At 74.1% G+C, this 16,817-nt stretch carries 15 protein-coding genes and 4 pseudogenes; 11 read left to right on the top strand and 8 right to left on the bottom strand.

Annotated features, from left to right (window positions below; translation table 11 throughout):
* Positions 1-6: 6 nt before the first annotated feature.
* Positions 7-429: a YciI family protein gene (locus tag MF408_RS01215; protein WP_240249943.1), complete on the bottom strand. Its 423-nt coding sequence runs from the start codon at positions 427-429 to the stop codon at positions 7-9.
* Here MF408_RS01215 and MF408_RS01210 point away from each other — a divergent pair.
* Positions 410-1,015 carry a hypothetical protein gene (locus MF408_RS01210; RefSeq protein ID WP_240249942.1) on the top strand — a complete coding sequence of 202 codons (606 nt, stop codon included), beginning with the start codon at positions 410-412 and terminating at the stop codon, positions 1,013-1,015. The genes MF408_RS01215 and MF408_RS01210 overlap by 20 nt on opposite strands.
* A 34-nt stretch (positions 1,016-1,049) precedes the next feature.
* Positions 1,050-2,190, top strand: a pseudogene (gene rlmN, locus MF408_RS01205) (23S rRNA (adenine(2503)-C(2))-methyltransferase RlmN).
* A 1,765-nt stretch (positions 2,191-3,955) separates the two neighbouring features.
* On the opposite strand, the gene MF408_RS01200 reads toward rlmN, so the two are convergent.
* From MF408_RS01200 to MF408_RS01190, 3 genes are all read right to left on the bottom strand, one after another.
* Positions 3,956-4,777 carry a Rossmann fold nucleotide-binding protein gene (locus MF408_RS01200; protein WP_240249941.1) on the bottom strand — a complete coding sequence of 274 codons (822 nt, stop codon included), beginning with the start codon at positions 4,775-4,777 and terminating at the stop codon, positions 3,956-3,958.
* A 57-nt stretch (positions 4,778-4,834) separates the two neighbouring features.
* A complete protein-coding gene (locus MF408_RS01195) occupies positions 4,835-5,575 on the bottom strand; it encodes a helix-turn-helix domain-containing protein (RefSeq protein ID WP_240249940.1) in 741 nt (246 codons plus the stop codon).
* Between the two features lie 255 nt (positions 5,576-5,830).
* The gene (locus tag MF408_RS01190) at positions 5,831-6,517 is read right to left on the bottom strand and encodes a hypothetical protein (protein WP_240249939.1); all 687 of its coding nucleotides are present in this window, start codon (positions 6,515-6,517) and stop codon (positions 5,831-5,833) included.
* Between the two features lie 13 nt (positions 6,518-6,530).
* On the opposite strand from MF408_RS01190, the pseudogene MF408_RS01185 reads away from it, so the two are divergent.
* A pseudogene (locus tag MF408_RS01185) lies at positions 6,531-6,863 on the top strand (acyl-CoA dehydrogenase family protein); the annotation flags it as partial.
* Positions 6,864-6,905: 42 nt separating this feature from the next.
* Here the strand turns inward: MF408_RS01185 and MF408_RS01180 are convergent.
* Positions 6,906-7,766 carry an RIO1 family regulatory kinase/ATPase gene (locus tag MF408_RS01180; protein WP_240249937.1) on the bottom strand — a complete coding sequence of 287 codons (861 nt, stop codon included), beginning with the start codon at positions 7,764-7,766 and terminating at the stop codon, positions 6,906-6,908.
* A gap of 186 nt (positions 7,767-7,952) precedes the next feature.
* Between MF408_RS01180 and MF408_RS01175 the strand changes: the two genes are divergently transcribed.
* The 7 genes from MF408_RS01175 to MF408_RS01145 all read left to right on the top strand — a co-directional run bounded on the left by MF408_RS01175 (position 7,953) and on the right by MF408_RS01145 (position 12,927).
* A complete protein-coding gene (locus tag MF408_RS01175) occupies positions 7,953-9,377 on the top strand; it encodes a M1 family metallopeptidase (protein ID WP_240249936.1) in 1,425 nt (474 codons plus the stop codon).
* A 448-nt stretch (positions 9,378-9,825) separates the two neighbouring features.
* Complete coding sequence (locus MF408_RS01170) at positions 9,826-10,035, top strand: hypothetical protein (protein ID WP_240249935.1); 210 nt, start codon at positions 9,826-9,828, stop codon at positions 10,033-10,035.
* 3 nt (positions 10,036-10,038) lie between these two features.
* Positions 10,039-10,563: a PH domain-containing protein gene (locus MF408_RS01165; RefSeq protein ID WP_240249934.1), complete on the top strand. Its 525-nt coding sequence runs from the start codon at positions 10,039-10,041 to the stop codon at positions 10,561-10,563.
* Between the two features lie 126 nt (positions 10,564-10,689).
* Positions 10,690-10,875, top strand: a complete 186-nt coding sequence (locus MF408_RS01160; protein WP_240249933.1) for a hypothetical protein — start codon at positions 10,690-10,692, stop codon at positions 10,873-10,875.
* Complete coding sequence (locus MF408_RS01155; RefSeq protein WP_240249932.1) at positions 10,839-11,168, top strand: MarR family transcriptional regulator; 330 nt, start codon at positions 10,839-10,841, stop codon at positions 11,166-11,168. Before MF408_RS01160 ends, MF408_RS01155 begins: the two co-directional genes overlap by 37 nt.
* Entirely contained in the window at positions 11,165-12,241 is a 1,077-nt protein-coding gene (locus MF408_RS01150) for a tetratricopeptide repeat protein (protein ID WP_240249931.1), read from the top strand. Before MF408_RS01155 ends, MF408_RS01150 begins: the two co-directional genes overlap by 4 nt.
* On the top strand, positions 12,172-12,927 hold the full coding sequence (locus MF408_RS01145) for an EI24 domain-containing protein (RefSeq protein WP_240249930.1): 756 nt from the start codon (positions 12,172-12,174) through the stop codon (positions 12,925-12,927). The genes MF408_RS01150 and MF408_RS01145 overlap by 70 nt, the downstream gene beginning before the upstream one ends.
* A gap of 86 nt (positions 12,928-13,013) precedes the next feature.
* Here the strand turns inward: MF408_RS01145 and MF408_RS01140 are convergent.
* Positions 13,014-13,874, bottom strand: a pseudogene (locus tag MF408_RS01140) (LysR family transcriptional regulator); the annotation flags it as partial.
* Between MF408_RS01140 and MF408_RS01135 the strand changes: the two are divergent.
* Positions 13,873-14,919: an EamA family transporter gene (locus MF408_RS01135; RefSeq protein ID WP_240249929.1), complete on the top strand. Its 1,047-nt coding sequence runs from the start codon at positions 13,873-13,875 to the stop codon at positions 14,917-14,919. The pseudogene MF408_RS01140 and the gene MF408_RS01135 sit on opposite strands and share 2 nt — an antisense overlap.
* Positions 14,920-15,109: 190 nt before the next feature.
* Here MF408_RS01135 and MF408_RS01130 read toward each other — a convergent pair.
* Both MF408_RS01130 and MF408_RS01125 read right to left on the bottom strand, forming a co-directional pair.
* Positions 15,110-15,214 (bottom strand): annotated as a pseudogene (locus MF408_RS01130) (NUDIX hydrolase); the annotation flags it as partial.
* A 371-nt stretch (positions 15,215-15,585) separates the two neighbouring features.
* Positions 15,586-16,677 carry a hypothetical protein gene (locus tag MF408_RS01125; RefSeq protein ID WP_240249928.1) on the bottom strand — a complete coding sequence of 364 codons (1,092 nt, stop codon included), beginning with the start codon at positions 16,675-16,677 and terminating at the stop codon, positions 15,586-15,588.
* Positions 16,678-16,817: the final 140 nt, after the last annotated feature.

The raw sequence follows: 16,817 nt of genomic DNA, 5'->3' as shown, positions 1-16,817 counted from the left end.
CTCAGATCAGAGCTGACCGGTGGACTCGCGCCAGGCCCGCTCCTTCTGGACCCACTCGTTGTCCTGCGGGAACTCGTCGATCGTGGCCACGCGGCGGATCTCCGTCTTGAGGCCGGGGCCGGTGATCGGCGACCGCTTCGCCCACTCGACGGCCTCCTCCTTGGAGGCGACGTCGAGGATGTAGAACCCGCCGAAGAGCTCCTTCGTCTCGCCGTAGGGGCCGTCGGTGACGAGCGGCGGCTCGGCGGAGTGGTCGACGACCACGCCCGCACCCGGGTCGGCGTCCAAGCCCTCCGCGGCGAGGAGCACCCCCGCCTGGATCATCTCCTCGTTGTAGCGGCCCATCGTCTCGAGCATCTGCTCGAAGTCCACGTCCTGGAAGCTCTCGAACGCCTCGTCCGTGGCCCGCATGATCAGCATGTACTTCATCGTCTTCTCCCTGCGTCGGTGGGTCGCCCTGGGACCCTCTCACCCGCAGGTCGAACGGGGAACCGACCGGATCGACACCGTCACCGGGATTTTCCCGGAGGTCCCGGTTTCCAGCGGTCGGACGACCCGCCGCTACGATCGATCGAGGATGGAGCACTCAGTGGAGACCCCGGGGGCCGCCGCGACCGGCCCCGAGGCGGCCGTCGCGGCCGAGCGGCCTGCCTCCGGCGCCGACCGTCGTGACGAGCAGCCGGAGCCCGAGGGCCGCAAGCGCCGGCTCCCCGAGTGGTGGCACCGCGACCACCCGGTGTTCGTGCCGCTGGCGGGGTTCTTCGTCGGGATGGCCTACGTGATCGTCGTGCCCGGCACCTACGTCGCGATCGTCAACCGGCTGGTCGGCTTCGAGCGCGGCGACGAGCTGTTCCCGTTCGTCCTGCTCACGCTCGCCGTCCCGATCGGCCTGATCGTACCGCCGCGCACGCGGCGGTTCGGCGGCTACATGCTGTTCGGCGTGCTCAGCACCGCCGTCGTCGTGCTCGGTGTGGCGGCCGCCGTCCTCGGCATCCTCATCGCCCGCGACAGTTAGGAGCCGTCCCGGCGCGGGTGCGACACTGGACGGGATGCCCGACAGCACCGACAGCACCGAGCCGACCCGGCTGCCCCTCGTCCTCGCGGAGCCGCGCGGCCGCAAGAAGCCGCCCCGGCACCTCGCCGACCTCGCTCCCGACGAGCGGAAGGCGCACCTCGCCGACCTCGGCCTGCCGGGCTTCCGCGCCCGCCAGCTGTCCCACCACTACTTCGCGCGGCTAGTGGACGACCCGGCCGAGATGACCGACCTCCCCGCCGCCCAGCGCGAGGACCTCGTGGCGGCGCTGCTCCCCGACCTGATGACGCCGCTGCGGACGCTCGAGGCCGACCGCGGCGCCACGCGGAAGACGCTCTGGCGGCTCTTCGACGGCGCCCTCGTCGAGTCGGTGCTGATGCGCTACCCCGGGCGGGCGACGATGTGCGTCTCCAGCCAGGCCGGCTGCGGCATGGCGTGCCCGTTCTGCGCCACCGGCCAGGGCGGTCTGCAGCGCAACATGTCGACGGCGGAGATCGTCGAGCAGGTGGTCGCGGGCGCCCGCGCGCTGGCGCGCGGCGAGGTGCCGGGCGGTCCCGGGCGGGTGTCGAACGTCGTGTTCATGGGCATGGGCGAGCCGCTGGCCAACTACAAGGCCGTGCTGGGCGCCGTACGCCGTCTCACGGACCCGGCGCCCGACGGCCTCGGCATGTCGGCGCGCGGGGGTCACCGTCTCCACCGTCGGTCTCGTGCCGCGCATCGAGCAGCTCGCCGAGGAGGGCATCCCGGTCACGCTGGCGCTGAGCCTGCACGCGCCCGACGACGAGCTGCGCAACGAGCTGGTGCCGATCAACACCCGGTTCTCCGTCGCCGAGACGGTCGCCGCGGCGTGGCACTACGCCGAGAAGACCAAGCGCCGGGTGTCGATCGAGTACGCCATGATGCGCGGCATCAACGACCAGGGCTGGCGGGCCGACCTGCTCGCCGACGTGCTGACCTCCTACGGCGACTGGGGATGGGTGCACGTCAACCTGATCCCGCTCAACCCGACGCCGGGCTCGAAGTGGACGGCCTCCGACCCCGAGGACGAGCGCGAGTTCGTGCGCCGGCTCGAGGCCCGCGGCGTCCCGACGACGGTCCGCGACACCCGCGGGCGGGAGATCGACGGCGCCTGCGGCCAGCTGGCGGCCGCCGAGTAGGGCTTCACGCCAGCGGGTTGCGCACCAGCAGCTCGACGTTGCGGTCGGTCGCGGAGCCCGTGCCGCCGCTGTGGTCGTGCCAGTCGTTGGCCGACAGCTCGCGGGAGAGGCCGGCGAGCGCGGTGGCGTCCGCGGTGCCGGCGGTGGCCGACTCCGGGCCGGTGTGGTCGACCATCGTGGTGAAGATCGACAGGGTGCCGTCGTCGTTGTCGGTGATCTCGATCAGCCGTGCCTGCTGCGGCCAGTCGATGTGGGAGGCGGTGGTGATCTCCCACAGGCCGCCGCCGTCGGGGGCGACCCGCGGGGTCACGGTGTTGCGGTGGGTGTGGCCGTTGACCCACGCGACGACCTGCGGGTGCGCGAGCAGGAGGTCGAGGACCTCGCCGCCGAGCACCCGCGGCGACGCGTCCAGGCCGGTCACCACCAGCGGGTTGGTCATCGTGGTGGAGGTGTGGTGGCTGAACACCATCACGACCCGGTCGCGGGACCGCTCCAGCAGGTCGGTCAGCCAGGCGAGCTGGGGGCCGGTCGATCGACCCGTCGGCGTACCCGTTGGGGTTGACCGTGTCGAGCACGACGAAGCGGCACAGCCCCTTGTCGAAGGAGTAGTACGCCGTCCCCTTGCTGCGGTTGGTGTCGGTGAAGCCGTGGCCGACCGGCGCGCCGCTCGTGCGGAAGTGCTCCTCGACGACCTGGCGACGGCTCAGCAGCCGTCGGTCCCGGTCGGGGGTGACGAGGCGGACGCCGGGGTTGAGCGCGAGCGACCGGACGAGGGCGAGCGGGTCGGCGAGCAGGTTCTCGGCCAGCTCGCCGGGGTGGACACCCAGCGGCGGCGACACGATCTTCAGCGCACCGGTGGCCAGCAGCCCGAGCTGCAGCGTCATCGGGAAGTTGCCCTGGGCGAGGCCGTCGTGGTTGCCGAAGACGCTGTACCACGGCATGGCGAGGCCCTCGGAGTCGAACGGCCGACGGGCGGCGTCGAGGAGGCCGGGCACGGTCGGGAACCCGAAGAGCCGCCGCGCCCGGTCGTCGGTCTTGCCGGGAGGCGTCCCGTCGGGGTGCCAGTAGGCCGTGTCGTACGACGACCGCACGCCGTCGGCGACGCCCTCCCACCGCGTCCGGCTCCCCGAGTCGACCCGCAGCGTCCCTCCGTCGAGGACGTCGATGTTCCAGCGCACCTCGTTGTACTGGGAGTTGTCGGAGTTGTCGCCGGTCTGGATGGCCAGCGCGAGCGGCCGCCCGGTGACCGGGCCGGTGCCGATCCGGTTGATCGCGGTGACCATCGAGGCGGCGACCTGGCCGGTGAGCATCTCCTGGGGCCGGTAGGAGGAGCTGAACAGCCCGATCGACGGCAGCTGCGACGGGTCCTCGACCCGGTCGGCCCACTCGACGCGCAGCGGCGACTGGGCGTCGACCACGTGCACGTCGCTGAGCTGGGCGAACGCCGTGACCGCCCGCCGACGGGCGGCCCGCCCACCCTGCGCCTCGGCGCCGACGCCGGTGCGCACCACGTGCGGCTCGCCGGAGACCCGGACCACCGGGCGGTAGCCGCCGGCTCCGGCAGCGCCGGTGGCCAGCCGGGACGCGAGCGTGGCCACCGGAGCGACCTCGCCGGTCGCGGCCGACGCCGCGCTGCCGAGGGCGCCGGAGCCGGCCACGCCCGCGGCGGCGAGGCCGCCGAGCCCGGCGGCGCGGAGCAGGTCACGTCGGGAGAAGGGGAGCGGAGAACGGGTCACGCCCTTCGAACGACGGTCCGTGACGGGGGTCACGCCGGGAGCAGGGCGGCGGCCTCCTCGACCGTGTCGACGAGGTGGACGTGCTGCTCCATCGGGCGGCCGCGGGCGAGCGCGCGCAGCAGCGGCCAGGCGGGGAGGGTCTCGGTCCAGTACCGGCGGCCGACGAGCACCATCGGGGCGATCCGGTCGGGCTCGGCGTAGTAGTTCTCGCAGGCGTCCTGGAAGACCTCCTGCACGGTGCCGGCCGCGCCGGGGAGGAACACGATCCCGGCGTCGCAGACGTGGAGCAGGATCGCCTCACGCTGGGCGTTGCGGAAGTACTTGGCGATCGCGGTGGCGAACACGTTGGACGGCTCGTGGCCGTAGTGCCAGGTCGGGACGCCGAGCGTGGGCGTGGCGTCCGGGAGGGCGCCGCAGACGCGGAACGCCGCCGCGGCCCAGTCGTCGACCGACGGCCGGAAGTCCGGTACGGCGGCCAGGGCGGCGAGCGCCTCGTCGAGCGTGGCTGGGTCCGCGCCGGCGAGGCGGGCGCCGAGGTTGGCCGCCTCCATCGCGCCCGGCCCACCGCCGGTGGCGACGGTGTGGTCGCGGCCCAGCAGGCGACCGAGGCGCGCGGCGGCGGCGTACGCCGGTGTGCCGCGGCGGGCGGCGTGCCCGCCCATCACTCCCACCAGGCTCCGGCCGGCGCACCACCGGCCTAGCGCCTGGTCGACGCCCTCGTCGTGGAGCGCGCGGCTCAGCAGCGCCTCGGGGTCGTGGCGCTCCAGGAACCAGGCGTAGGCGCGGGCGTCGCGCGAGCGCGGCGTACGGCGCGGCGTCGTAGAGCTCCTCGGCGGAGTAGAGCCCGTCACGGCCGGGGTCGGTCGGGGTGCTGTCGCGGACGACGACGACCCGCTCGGGGATGGTCCTCACGCGGACCGACGGTAGTCAGTCGGACGCGGAAGCGAGCGCCGCCTCGCGCTGGGCGCGGTCCGCGCGCTCGCGGGTGACCGCGCTCCAGGGGGCTCCAGACGAACCAGCGGGGGCGCGGCGGCCAGCCGCGGCGGGCCCGCGACCTCGATCCGGCCCCCGGCGACCGCCTCCTGCCAGGTGCGGTAACCCTGGAAGACGTCGGCGAACTCCGCGGTCGTCGCGGTGGCGACCAGGTCGACCTCGAAGCCGGGGTGCTGCTGGCAGACCGACACGTCGCCCCGGTCGAGCACCAGCCAGATCGTCTGCGGCACCGGGGCGGTGTGACGGAACTCCAGGGTCGTCCGCGTCGGCGGGAACGCCTCCGGGTCGACCCGGCGGCGCATCCACCACATCAGCGTCGTCGGCGGCACGTCGTGGGGGCGCAGGTCCTCGAAGAGCCACTCGACCGCCCACCGGCCGAGCACGTCGAGGACCCGCTCGAGGTCTTTGCCGGCCGGGGTGAGGTGGTACTCGGAGCCGCGGCCGGTCGGCGACGGCCACGTCTCGAGGACGCCCTTCCGCTCGAGGTGACGGAGCCGCTGCACCGGCAGCGAGCGGGAGATGCCGGGCATGGCCCGGGCGATGTCGTTGAACCGGGTGTTGCCGAGCACGAGCTCCCGGACGATCAACGGCGTCCACCGGTCGGCGACCACCTCGGCCGCCATCTGCACCGGGCAGTAGTCACCGTAGTCGGGCATGCTCATCATGGTCGCACCGCGCGAGGGCCCGGGGTAGTCGTCGTTCTGGACCAGCAGGGTTCTGATCGTGGACTAGCAGCGCCGCGCGGCGCGGACGGATCGTGAACGACATGACGACAACAGCACCGCTCACGACCGAGCAGCACGAGACCCCGTCCACCACGACCCCCACCCCGTCCCTCGTCGACCGGGCGGCAGCCCTCGGGCCGGTCCTGGCCGAGAACGCCGCCCGGCACGACGCCGAGGGCAGCTTCGTCACCGAGGCCTACGCCGCGCTCCCGCGAGGCCGGCCTGCTCAAGGCGGCCGTCCCGGTCGAGCTCGGTGGCGACGGCGCGACGATCGCCGAGCTGACCGCCCTGCAGCGCGAGCTCGCCCGCCACTGCGGCTCCACCGCGCTGGCCAGCTCGATGCACCAGCACGTGGTCGCGTTCACGGCCTGGCGCCACCGCCGCGGCCTGCCGGGCGCGGAGGCCACGCTCCGCCGGGTCGCGGACGAGGGGATCCTCCTCGTCTCGACCGGCGGCGGCGACTACACCCATCCCCGCGGCGAGGCGGTCGCGGTCGACGGCGGCTACCGCGTCTCCGGGCGCAAGCGGTTCGCCAGCCAGTCCGGCCACGGCACCGTGATGTCGACGATGTTCGTGCTCGACGACCCCGAGCAGGGCCGCCGCGTCCTCAACATGGCGGTCCCGATCAGTGCCGAGGGCGTCAGCATCGCGGACAACTGGGACACCCTCGGCATGCGCGGCACGGCGAGCAACGACGTCATCGTGGAGGACGTGTTCGTGCCCGCGGAGCGGGTGCTCGCCAACCGGCCCTACGGCGTGGTCGACGGGCCCCTGCAGGTGATCTCCGAGATCGCGTTCCCGATCATCTCCGGCGCCTACCTCGGCGTCGCGGAGGCGGCGTACGACGCCGCGCTCGCCACGGCCCCGCGCCAAGAGCGACAACGTCCTCGTGCAGCGGCAGCTCGGGGCGATGCGACACCGGCTCCAGGTCGCCTCCTGGGCGCTCGACGGTGCGCTCGCCGCCGTGGGCGACGACCCGACGCCGTCCCACGACACCTACCTGGCGGTCATGATGGCCAAGGCCGAGGTGGCCGCCGCCGGCGTCGCGGTCTGCGACCTGGCGATGGACGTGGCCGGCGGGCCGGCGTTCTTCCGCGGCTCGGTGATCGAGCGCTGCTACCGCGACATCCGGGCCGCGAAGTTCCACCCGCTCACCCCGGAGGCGACGCTGGTCGAGACCGGGCGCCACGAGCTCGGTCTCGACGGCCTGCTGGCCTGATCCGAGCCTGTTCCGACCCTGATCCGACCCTGATCGACCCGGTCAGAAGGCGTGCGCGACGAGCTCGCCGAACAGCTCCTGCGGGTCGGCCTCCAACCCGCGCCGGGCGAACCAGCCGCAGATGTTGGTGCAGTCGCGCAGGAGGAAGTCGAACCCCTGGGCGTTGCCGACCAGGTCGACGACCTGCGGCAGGTCGATCAGCACGAGCCGGTCGCCGGCGGCGAGCACGTTGTACGGCGACAGGTCGCCGTGGACGAGCCCCGCCTGGACCAGCGTGGTGAGGGCGTCGCGGAGCTGCTCGTAGTAGGACGCGAGCAGCTCGCGCGACGGCCGGGTCTGCGCCAGCCGCGGGGCGGTCTGCTGCCCGTCCTCGCCGTCGACCGTGATCCACTCCATGAGGATCTCGGTGCCGTCGACCTGCACCGGGTAGGGGACCGGCAGGCCGAGGCCCCAGCAGCGCACGAGCGCGGTCCACTCCGACGCCGCCCACTCGCCGGCCGCCACCAGGCGGCCGAACGTGCTCTTGCGCTTGATCGCCCGCTCGTCGCGGGACCGCTTCATGCTGCGGCCCTCGGTGTAGGTGGCCGAGCGGTGGAAGGTGCGGTGCTCGGGCGTGCGGTAGCGCTTCGCCGCCATCACGACGCCCTCGTCGGGCCGCAGCGGGTCGGCCCGCTCGAGCAGGAAGACGTCGGCCTCCTTGCCGGTCTTGAGGATGCCGAGGTCGGTGTCGACGGCGCCCTGGGAGGTCACGAGCCAGTCCGGGCGGGGCTCGGGCCCGCGGCACAGCGGCTCGACGCTCAGCCAGGTCGACCAGCGCTGGTCGTCGGCGAGGTCCTCGTCGTAGGCGACGTAGTCGAAGACGAAGGTGGGGTCAGGCGTGGTGGAGGAGTGCTCCAGAAACATGGTGGGTTCTCCGGGTCGAGAGGGTGTGGTCTGCGGACAGGCCAAGGACAGCGATGGTCATGTCACGCTCCTCTCGACTCGGGCCGGCGCCGGACAGGGCGACGCGGGCGGGCGGCGTCCATGATCAGCGACGTTCTCCGGCGGTCGCAACCGGTTTTCGTCGGCGAGGTGCCGTAGGTTGACCCGGTGCCTCACCCCCGCCTCCTGGCTCGACTGCTCGCCCCGCTGCTGACGACCGTGCTGGTCGCGACCCTCGTCGCCGGGTCGTCCGCCGCCCCGCCCGACGAGCCGGAGGTGCCTGACCGGTACTTCCCGCAGGACGGCAACCCCGGCTACGACGTGCTCCACTACGACATCCGCACGCGCTACAAGTTCGGGTCCGGGCTGCTGACCGGCACGACGGTGGTCCGGCTGCGCCCCCGGCAGGACCTCGCGGCGCTCAACCTCGACCTGCTGCTCGCCGTCGACGACGTACGCGTCGACGGCCGCCCGGCGCGGTTCCGCAAGCAGGGCCGCCACGAGCTCCGGGTGGTGCCGGCCCGGCCGCTGGTCGCGGGCGAGACCACGCGGGTGCGGGTGCGCTACCACGGCCGGCCGGGGAACATCACCTGGCGCGACGAGTCGAGCTGGCTGGCCGACCGGCGCGAGGTCGTCACGATGAACGAGCCGCACATGGCCCCGTGGTGGTTCCCGAGCAACGACCACCCCAGCGACAAGGCCACCTACGACATCCGGGTCACCGTGCCCCGCGAGAAGAAGGTCATCAGCAACGGGCGGCAGGTGAGCCGCCGGGTGCACGGGCCGAACGCGACCACGCACTGGCGGATGAGCGACCGGATGGCGACGTACCTCGCGTTCTTCGCTGCCGGCGACTTCCTCGTCGAGCGCGGGAAGGCGGCCGGCATCCCCTACGTCAACGCCGCCTCGACCCTCAACGGCCGGCGCTGGGCGCGGCGGGCGCTGGCGGCGCTGCGGCCGTCGGCCCGGATCACGGCGTCGCTCCAGCGTGAGCTGGGCGACTACCCGTTCCAGAGCACCGGCGGCCTGGTCACCGGCCTCCCGGTGGGCTTCGCCCTCGAGAACCAGGGCCGGCCGACGTACGGCTCGATCCCGGGCCGCTCGCTCCTCGTCCACGAGCTCGCCCACCAGTGGTTCGGCAACTCGGTCTCGGTCGGGCGGTGGCGCGACATCTGGCTCAACGAGGGCTTCGCGACCTACCTGGAGCAGCACGACGCCGAGGCCCGGGGCGGCCGCAGCACGTCCCGGTGGCTGCGCGGCCAGTACGACGCCTGGCGCTCGGAGTCGTGGTTCTGGGACGTCGTCGTCGCCAATCCGTGCACGTCCCCGTGCCGCGACACCGGCCGGATCTTCGCCTGGCCGATCTACCAGCGCGGCGGGATGGCGCTCGCCGCGCTGCGCAACGTGATCGGGAAGAGCGCCTTCCGGACGCTGCTGCGGACCTGGGTGCGCGACCACCGCGACGGCAACGCGCACGTCGAGGACTTCGAGGCGCTGGCCGAGGAGGTCGCCGGCACCGACCTCGACGCGTTCTTCGACGCCTGGCTCCGCGACCGGGTGCCGCCGCCGCGACAGGAGGCGTTCGGCTTCTGACGCCCGGACGCCCGGCCTCGGGGCATCGCCGCGGTGCACCAGCGGTCGCGGGCAAGAGCGCGTGCTCGCCGCGCTCCCACCCCGCGGGCGTGAGCGTGTCGCAACCCAACGGTCATGACGTCGACGAGCACGCACCTCGGTAGTACCCCCGCAACGGCCGGAGGACGCACCTCACTGTGGCATGAGCGGGTGACGACCGGGCGACGTACCGAAGTCCGGATCGCGCCAGCCGCCGCCTTGCGCGAGCGCGATGAGTGGGCCTTGGTACGTCGGCGGGTTCCGATCCGCGCGACACCCGGCTTGGGGTGCGCTGCGCCGGCACCAGGTGCCAGTGGAGCGCACCCGAAGAGGGCGTCGACGACCCATGGCACCTCCTCGCCCCACCCGGCCCCCGCCCAGCGCGCCTCCCGCGGCAGCAGGCCCGCCGCTGGTACGAATGTGGCGACGTATGCCCCGCCTGCCTCGGATGGAGAACCCCCGGATGGACGCCAAGAAGCTCATCGCTGTCGTGGTCGTCGTCTTCCTCGGCTTCTGGATGCTCACCGACCCCTCCGGCCTGGCGGAGAACGCCAAGAGCGCCGGTGGCGAGGGGTGGGGGGCTCACCGAGGAGCTCTTCACCGGCGTCATCGACTTCGTCGGCGCTCTCTGAGCTGGTGACGCATGGGCTTCCTCGCGTGGCTCGGCGATCCGGGGATCCGCAAGCACCTGCTCCGTGAGGAGGGCGAGGTGGTGGTCGACGAGGTGCGTCACCACTGGTTCGCCTACCTCCGCCCCGCCGCGGAGGGGGTCGCCGGCCTCGCGCTCCTGGCCGTCAGCCCGTTCGTCCACGTCGACGTCGCATGGGTCGTGCTGCTGCTCGCGGCGGGCCTGCTCGCCCACGCCACGTGGGGGGTGCTGCGCGAGCACCGCGACCGGTTCGTGATCACCAACATGCGGGTGTTCCGCGTCCACGGCGTGCTGTCGCAGCACCTCGCGACGATGCCGCTCAGCCGGATCCTCGACATCTCGGTGCGCAAGCCGCTGCACGGCCGGCTGCTCGGGTTCGGCCACTTCTGCTTCGAGTCCGCGGCCCAGGAGCAGGGCCTGCGCGACATCCGGTACGTCGGCCGGCCGGACGAGCGCGACCTCGCCATCCAGCGCGTGGTCCAGCGGGCCGGGCTCCGCGGCCCCCGCGTGCCCAACTGACGTGCCCCCCGCCCCGGCGAACCCGATCTGCTGCCACCATGCCACCCATGCCTCCCTCCCTCCCCCTTCGACCCGATCGACGAGGCGGCCCGCCAGTGGGCGCGCCGGTGGGACGCGGTGCCGGCCATGCACGCGGTGACGTCCCTGATGCGGGTGCAGCAGCTGGTGCTCGCGCGGCTCGACGGCCTGCTCAAGCCGCACGGCCTCACCTTCGCCCGCTACGAGGCGCTGGTCCTCCTCACCTTCTCCTCCGCGGCTCGCTGCCGCTCGGCAAGATGGGCCAGCGGCTCCAGGTGCACCCCACGTCGGTGACGTCGATCGTCCGGCGGCTCGAGGCGAGCGGGCTGATCCGCCGGCTGCCCCACCCCCGAGGACGGCCGCACCGTCCTCGCCGAGATCACCGACGAGGGCCGCGCACTGGTCGAGCGCGCCACCGCCGACCTGGTCGACGCCGGCTTCGCGATGGACGGCCTCGACGACGACCGGCTCCGCGAGCTGTCCGAGCTGCTGCGCCCGGTGCGCGCCGCCGCCGGCGACTTCGTCGCCGAGGAGTGAGCGCCCCGCACGGCGCCGGCTCCCGCCGGCTCCTAGAATCGGCCGCATGACGCAGCAGCCGTTCGCACGCGGGGCGATCGACCTCTCGGCGCTCAAGAACCGTCCCTCCCAGCCGGCCGCGGGAGCAGGCGGCGCGGGCGCCGCCGGTCCGGGTGGCCCGGGCGGGCCCGGGGCCTCGGCGGGCGGCGCGGTGTCGCCGTACGCCGTCACCGTCGACGAGCAGAATTTCCAGCAGGTGCTCCAGGCGTCGACCACGGCGCCGGTCGTCCTCGTCTTCCACTCACCGTCGCAGGCGCCCGAGAGCACCACGATGGCCAACGACGTCGCCGACCTGGTCGGGCAGTACGACGGCCGGTTCCTCGCCGCGCTCGTCGACGTCGACGCTGCGCCGCAGATCGCGCAGGCGATCGCGCAGGCCAGCCAGCTGCCGCAGCTGCCCGTGCCGCTGCTGATGATCTTCCTCGACGGCCGTCCGGCCACCCAGCCGATCCCGGGCATGGTGGGCCGCGAGGAGCTGAGCGCGCTCTTCAACCAGCTCGGCCAGCAGCTGACCGCGCAGGGCATCACCGGCCGCCACCAGCCGATGACCGCCGGCCCCGCCACCGGCGACGACGACGAGTCCGCGGCGCTCGACCCGCGCTACGCGCCCGCCCAGGACGCGTTGGAGGCCGGGGACATCGACCGGGCGGTCGCCGAGTACCAGAAGCTCGCGGACGCCAACCCCGCCGACGCCGAGGCGGCTGCCGGGCTCGCGATGGCCAAGGTGCTCCAGCGCACCCGCGGCGTCGACCTCAACGCCGCCCGGGAGGCGGCCGCGGCGGCGCCGGACGACGTCGACGCCCAGATCATGGTCGCCGACCTCGACCTGCTCGGCGGGCACGTGGACGACGCGTTCGCCCGGCTCGTCGAGCTCGTGCGCCGCACCTCAGGCAAGGAGCGCGACCGCGCGCGCGGAGCACCTCGTCGGGCTGTTCGCCGCGGTCGGCAACGACGACCCCCGGGTGCTCAAGGGCCGGCAGGCGCTGGCCTCGGCGCTGTTCTGAGCGGACGGCGATGGCCTTCGCCGACGGAGCGGGGTTCCTGCTCCGCGGACTGCGGATGTGGCGGGAGCGGCCCGGCCTGATGCTGCTCGGGCTGGTGCCGGCGCTCGTCGTGCTGGTGCTGCTGCTCGCGGCGTTCGTGGCGCTGGTGTTCCTCGCCGACGACCTGATCGGCTGGGCGACACCGTTCGCCGACGACTGGTCGCAGCCGTGGCGTGACCTGCTCCGCATCGGGCTCTACGTCGCGGTGCTGCTCGGCTCGGTCGTGCTGTCGGTCGTCGTCTTCGCCGGCCTGACCCTCGCCGTCGGCGACCCGTTCTACGAGCGGATCTGGGCCGAGACCGAGCGGATGCTCGGCGGCGACGTGCCCGACAGCGGCGTCGGCTGGGTGCGCGCGGCGGTCGACGGCCTGGGCCTGGTGGTGCTGGGCGTCGCGACCACCGTCGTCGTCTTCGTGGTCGGCCTGGTCCCGCTCGTCGGCGCGGTCGCCGGCCCCGTGCTCGGCGCGCTGCTCGGCGGCCGGCTGATCGCCGGCGAGCTGGTCTCGCGGTCGCTCGAGGCGCGGGGCATGGACTGCAAGGCGCAGAAGGCGCTGCTCGCCGGCCACCGGAGCACGATGCTCGGCTTCGGCGTGGCCGTGCACGTGTGCTTCATGGTGCCGTTCGTCGCGGTGCTGATGATGCCCGCCGCCGTCGTCGGCTCGACCATGCTCGCCCGCCAGGTGCTGGAGACCGAGCCGGCGCCGGCGTTCGAGGTCGCGACCGACTGACCGGCCGACGAGCCCCGCCGACCCACCCGACGACCCACCCGCCGACAGGGGGCGCGCTCACCCGGCGCCGAGCTGCGCCAGCACCTCCGCACCGCCGGGCTGTCGGCCATCGTCCGGCGGTGGATCGCGTCGACGTCGCGGGTCGGGACCGGGTCGACGACCCGGACCGCACGGACGTCGTCGCCGAGCGGCGCCCGGCCCAGCCGCGGCACGAGGGCGACGCCGAGGCCGGCTCCGACCAGGGCGAGATGCGACTCGAACTCCCAGCTGACGTGGGCGATGCGGGGCGGGCGCCCGGTGCCGTCGAACATCCGGTGCAGCCACTGCCGGCAGATCGTGCTCTCCGGGGTCGCGATCCAGCCCTCGTCGACCAGGTCGTGGGGCGTCACCTGGTCGCGGCCGGCGAGCGGGTGGTCGCGCGGCACGATCAGGTCGGCGACGTCCTGGGCCAGCGGTGCCGCGACGACGTGGTCGGGCACGTCGAGCGGCACGCCGCCCCACCGGTGGACGATGCCGACCTCGCACCGCCCGGCCGCGACCAGGTCGACCGCGTCCCAGGGCTCCCGCTCCTCCAGCGACAACCGGAGCGCGGGGTGCTCGTCGCGGAGGCGGCGTACGACGGGTGCCACCAGGCCGCGCATCGCCGTGGAGAACGCCACCAGCCGCACGCTGCCCGTGACCACCTCGGCCCGGCGCTGGAGGCCGGCCTCGAGCTGCTCGAGGTCGGCGAGCAGCCGCTCGGCCTCGCCGACCAGGTAGTGCCCGTGGCTGGTCAGCATCACGCCGCGGCCGACCCGCTCCAGCAGCGGTACGCCGGTCTGCCGCTCCAGCCGCTTGACCTGCTGGGAGACGGCGCTCGGCGTGAACCCGGTCGCGGCGGCTGCCGCCACCACCGACCCGTGGGTCGCCACCGCCCGCAGCGCCGCGAGGGCGTCGAGATCGATCATGAAGCGACGCTACACGAAGTGCGGCACGATCGTTCGCTGGAACTTCATGGTCGTCGAGTGCAGGCTGGTCCTCGTGACCCGCCGCGACTCCCTCCTCGCCGCCCTGGTCGCCACCGTGTGGGGCGTCAACTTCGTCGTCATCGACTGGGGGATGGGCGACGTGCCGCCCCTGCTGTTCGTGGCGATCCGGTTCACGGTGGTGCTGCTGCCCGCCGTCTTCCTGCTGCCGCGGCCCGACGTGCCGTGGCGGGTGCTCCTCGCGGTGGGAGCGTTCATGTCGCTGGGGCAGTTCTCGTTCCTCTACCTCTCGATGGCGGCGGGCATGCCCCCGGGGCTGGCGGGGCTAGTCCTCCAGGCCCAGGTCGTCCTGACGATCGTGCTCGCGGCCGCGGCGCTGCGCGAGCGGCCGACGGCCGCTCAGACCGTGGGCGTCGCGCTAGGCGCCGCCGGTCTCGTCGTCGTCGGGCTGGGGCGGGGTGGGCACGTGCCGGCGACCGCCCTGCTGCTCTGCCTCCTCGCCGCGCTGACGTGGGCGATCGGCAACGTCGTGTCTCGGGCCTCCGGCGCGACGGGAGGCCTCGCGCTCACCGTCTGGTCGGCGCTGGTGGTGCCGGTGCCGCTCGCGCTCCTCTCCCTCGCGGTCGACGGCCCCGCCGCGTTCGGCGACGCCGCCGCCGCGTTCGGGTGGGAGGCGCTGCTCTCGACCCTCTACACCGCGGTGCTGGCGTCGCTCGTCGGCTACGGGATCTTCAACGGTCTGCTCTCGCGCAACCCGTCGGCGGCCGTCGTCCCGTGGATCCTGCTGGTGCCGCCGGTGGCGATGGGGTCGGCCTGGCTGCTGCTCGGCGAACGGCCCGCGGCGGGCGAGGTCGCCGGGGGAGCGGTGCTGGTGCTCGGCGTCCTGGTCGCGCTGCGCCCGTCAGCGCCCCGACTCGGTGTAGGCCGGACTGCCGCTCCCGAGGTTGGCGATCGCGGCACGGACCCGGCGGGCGGTGAAGTCGGCGGCCCGCGCCTCGACCTCGTCGAGCGTGCAGAACGCCGCTGACCGGATCTCGCGCGCCTGCGGCACGATCCGGTCGACCAGCGCCGGGTCGTGCGCCCCGCCGTCGAACACCAGGCACAGCGCGTCGTCCCATCCACCCCCACGGCGGCAGCCAGTCGGTGAGCAGCACCGGCCCGGGGTCGATCGTTAGCCCCAGCTCCTCCTGGACCTCGCGGCCGACGGCGAGGCGGGGCGACTCGCCGACCTCGACGACGCCGCCGGGCAGGTCCCAGTCGGACTTGTAGGTCAGCTCGCACAGCAGCACCCGCGGCTCGGGCGAGTCGTCGCGCACCAGCATCTGGCTGATCGCCCGCTTGCGCGGCAGGAACGAGTTGAGGAGCGCGCGGAAGCCGCCCGGCTCGTGCACCGGGACGTCGTCGACCAGCCGGGCGTAGACCACCAGGTCGCCCCCCGACACCGCGCTGGATCCCCTCCCGCCGCAGCCCGGACCAGGTCGCGATCCGCTGCCCGGCGTCGTCGTCGACCGGAACCAGGGCCTCGACGCGGTCGTGCTCGGTCAGGGCGGCGGCCACGTCGCGGCGTACGACGTCGACGGCGGCCTGCCACCCGGCCGCCAGCACCTCGTCGGTCCAGCTGATCCGGGCGGTCCGGTCGGCGACGGTGGCGACCTGGGTGTCGGGTTGCGTGGCGGGCTGGTCGGGCACGGCATCACACTAGCCAGCCGGTCCGAGCGGTCGCCGTGCCCTCGACGGCGCCGCGGGTCAGGGGGAACAGCACGGGCTGCAGGGCGTTCGGGTCGCCCCGGCCGACGCCCTCACGGCCCCAGACCTCGACGTAGCAGCCGCACCGCACGTGGTCGAGGTAGAGGACGCCGCTCTCGTCCTCCTGGCCGTCCTCGCTGACGTAGCCGAGGATCCGGCCCAGCACCCGCTCGCCCTCCACCGAGGGGCACACCGGGTCGGCGTCGAGGCTGTAGCAGTAGACGCTGGAGCCGGTGTAGACCCGGTCCTCGCGCTGCCGGCTGCGGACGTCGACCCGGTAGCGCAGCAGCTCGGCCTCCGTGCCGAAGGCCGCGGCGTAGACGTCGTAGCCGTCCCGCGAGCAGAGGTTCTCCTCGGTCTCGCCGTCCCCGAAGGTCGGGATCCGCGAGCAGTCGCCGATCCCCAGCCCGGCCAGCAGCCGGATCAGCCGCGGGTGCGCGGGCTCGGACGGTTCGCCGACCACCGGACCGGTCTCGGCGACGTCGGCGCTGAGGTCCTCGTAGGGATGGTCGGGGGTCGCGGCCACGACGTGGCCCGACTGCCGCGCGGCGGCGAGGTCCCAGTAGACGACGGCCGGGTCGGCGGTGCCGCCGTTGTCCGGGTCGAAGCCGAAGTAGGCGCGGTCCGCGGTGACGTCGCTGATCGTGCCCACCTCGGTGTCGAGGACCGCGGTACGGGCGGCGAGGAGGTCGTCGGCGGACTCGAAGGTCGTGAGCTCCAGGCTCGCCTCCGGCAGGCTGCAGCGCAGCCGCTCCGTGACGCCGGCGGGCGTGTCCTCCACCAGCTCGCACGCGGTCACGCCGGCCGTGACGTCCTCCGCCAGGTTGGCGTAGCGGTCGGCCACGCCCTCCAGGTCGGTCGGGTCCTCCGGCTCCTCGGCCTCCGCGGAGGTCGTGCGCTGGGGCGCCGGGTCGTCGCCGAGCGCCCACCAGGCGATGCCGCCGCCGGTCGCGACGAGCACCGTCGCCACCAGGCCCGCGACGACCAGCCCGGTCCTCCTCCGGCGACGAGGCGGCGCCGGGGGCGGCGGGAGCGGCACCGGCGCCGGTCGGGTCGGCTCGTCGGGGACCCGCGGCGGTGGCGGTGGCGGCGGGACGGTGCTGGGCGGGACGGGGCTGGGCGGGACGGGGTGGGGGCGGGACGGGGTGGGGCGGGACGGGGTGGGGCGGCACCTGGGGC

This window comes from Nocardioides sp. TF02-7, from assembly GCF_022437945.1.
GTDB lineage: Bacteria > Actinomycetota > Actinomycetes > Propionibacteriales > Nocardioidaceae > Nocardioides.
Note: the sequence above shows the minus strand (reverse complement) of the source record. Positions and strands in the feature narration are given on the sequence as shown.

Coding starts and splice junctions, on each gene's coding strand:
- MF408_RS01160 (WP_240249933.1), top strand. CDS start 10,690: ATGCACGCGGTGACGTCCCTGATGCGGGTGCAGCAGCTGGTGCTCGCG.
- MF408_RS01165 (WP_240249934.1), top strand. CDS start 10,039: ATGGGCTTCCTCGCGTGGCTCGGCGATCCGGGGATCCGCAAGCACCTG.
- MF408_RS01180 (WP_240249937.1), bottom strand. CDS start 7,766: ATGTTTCTGGAGCACTCCTCCACCACGCCTGACCCCACCTTCGTCTTC.
- MF408_RS01195 (WP_240249940.1), bottom strand. CDS start 5,575: ATGCCCGACTACGGTGACTACTGCCCGGTGCAGATGGCGGCCGAGGTG.
- MF408_RS01135 (WP_240249929.1), top strand. CDS start 13,873: ATGAAGCGACGCTACACGAAGTGCGGCACGATCGTTCGCTGGAACTTC.
- MF408_RS01215 (WP_240249943.1), bottom strand. CDS start 429: ATGAAGTACATGCTGATCATGCGGGCCACGGACGAGGCGTTCGAGAGC.
- MF408_RS01155 (WP_240249932.1), top strand. CDS start 10,839: ATGGGCCAGCGGCTCCAGGTGCACCCCACGTCGGTGACGTCGATCGTC.
- MF408_RS01150 (WP_240249931.1), top strand. CDS start 11,165: ATGACGCAGCAGCCGTTCGCACGCGGGGCGATCGACCTCTCGGCGCTC.
- MF408_RS01145 (WP_240249930.1), top strand. CDS start 12,172: ATGGCCTTCGCCGACGGAGCGGGGTTCCTGCTCCGCGGACTGCGGATG.
- MF408_RS01170 (WP_240249935.1), top strand. CDS start 9,826: ATGCCCCGCCTGCCTCGGATGGAGAACCCCCGGATGGACGCCAAGAAG.
- MF408_RS01210 (WP_240249942.1), top strand. CDS start 410: ATGATCAGCATGTACTTCATCGTCTTCTCCCTGCGTCGGTGGGTCGCC.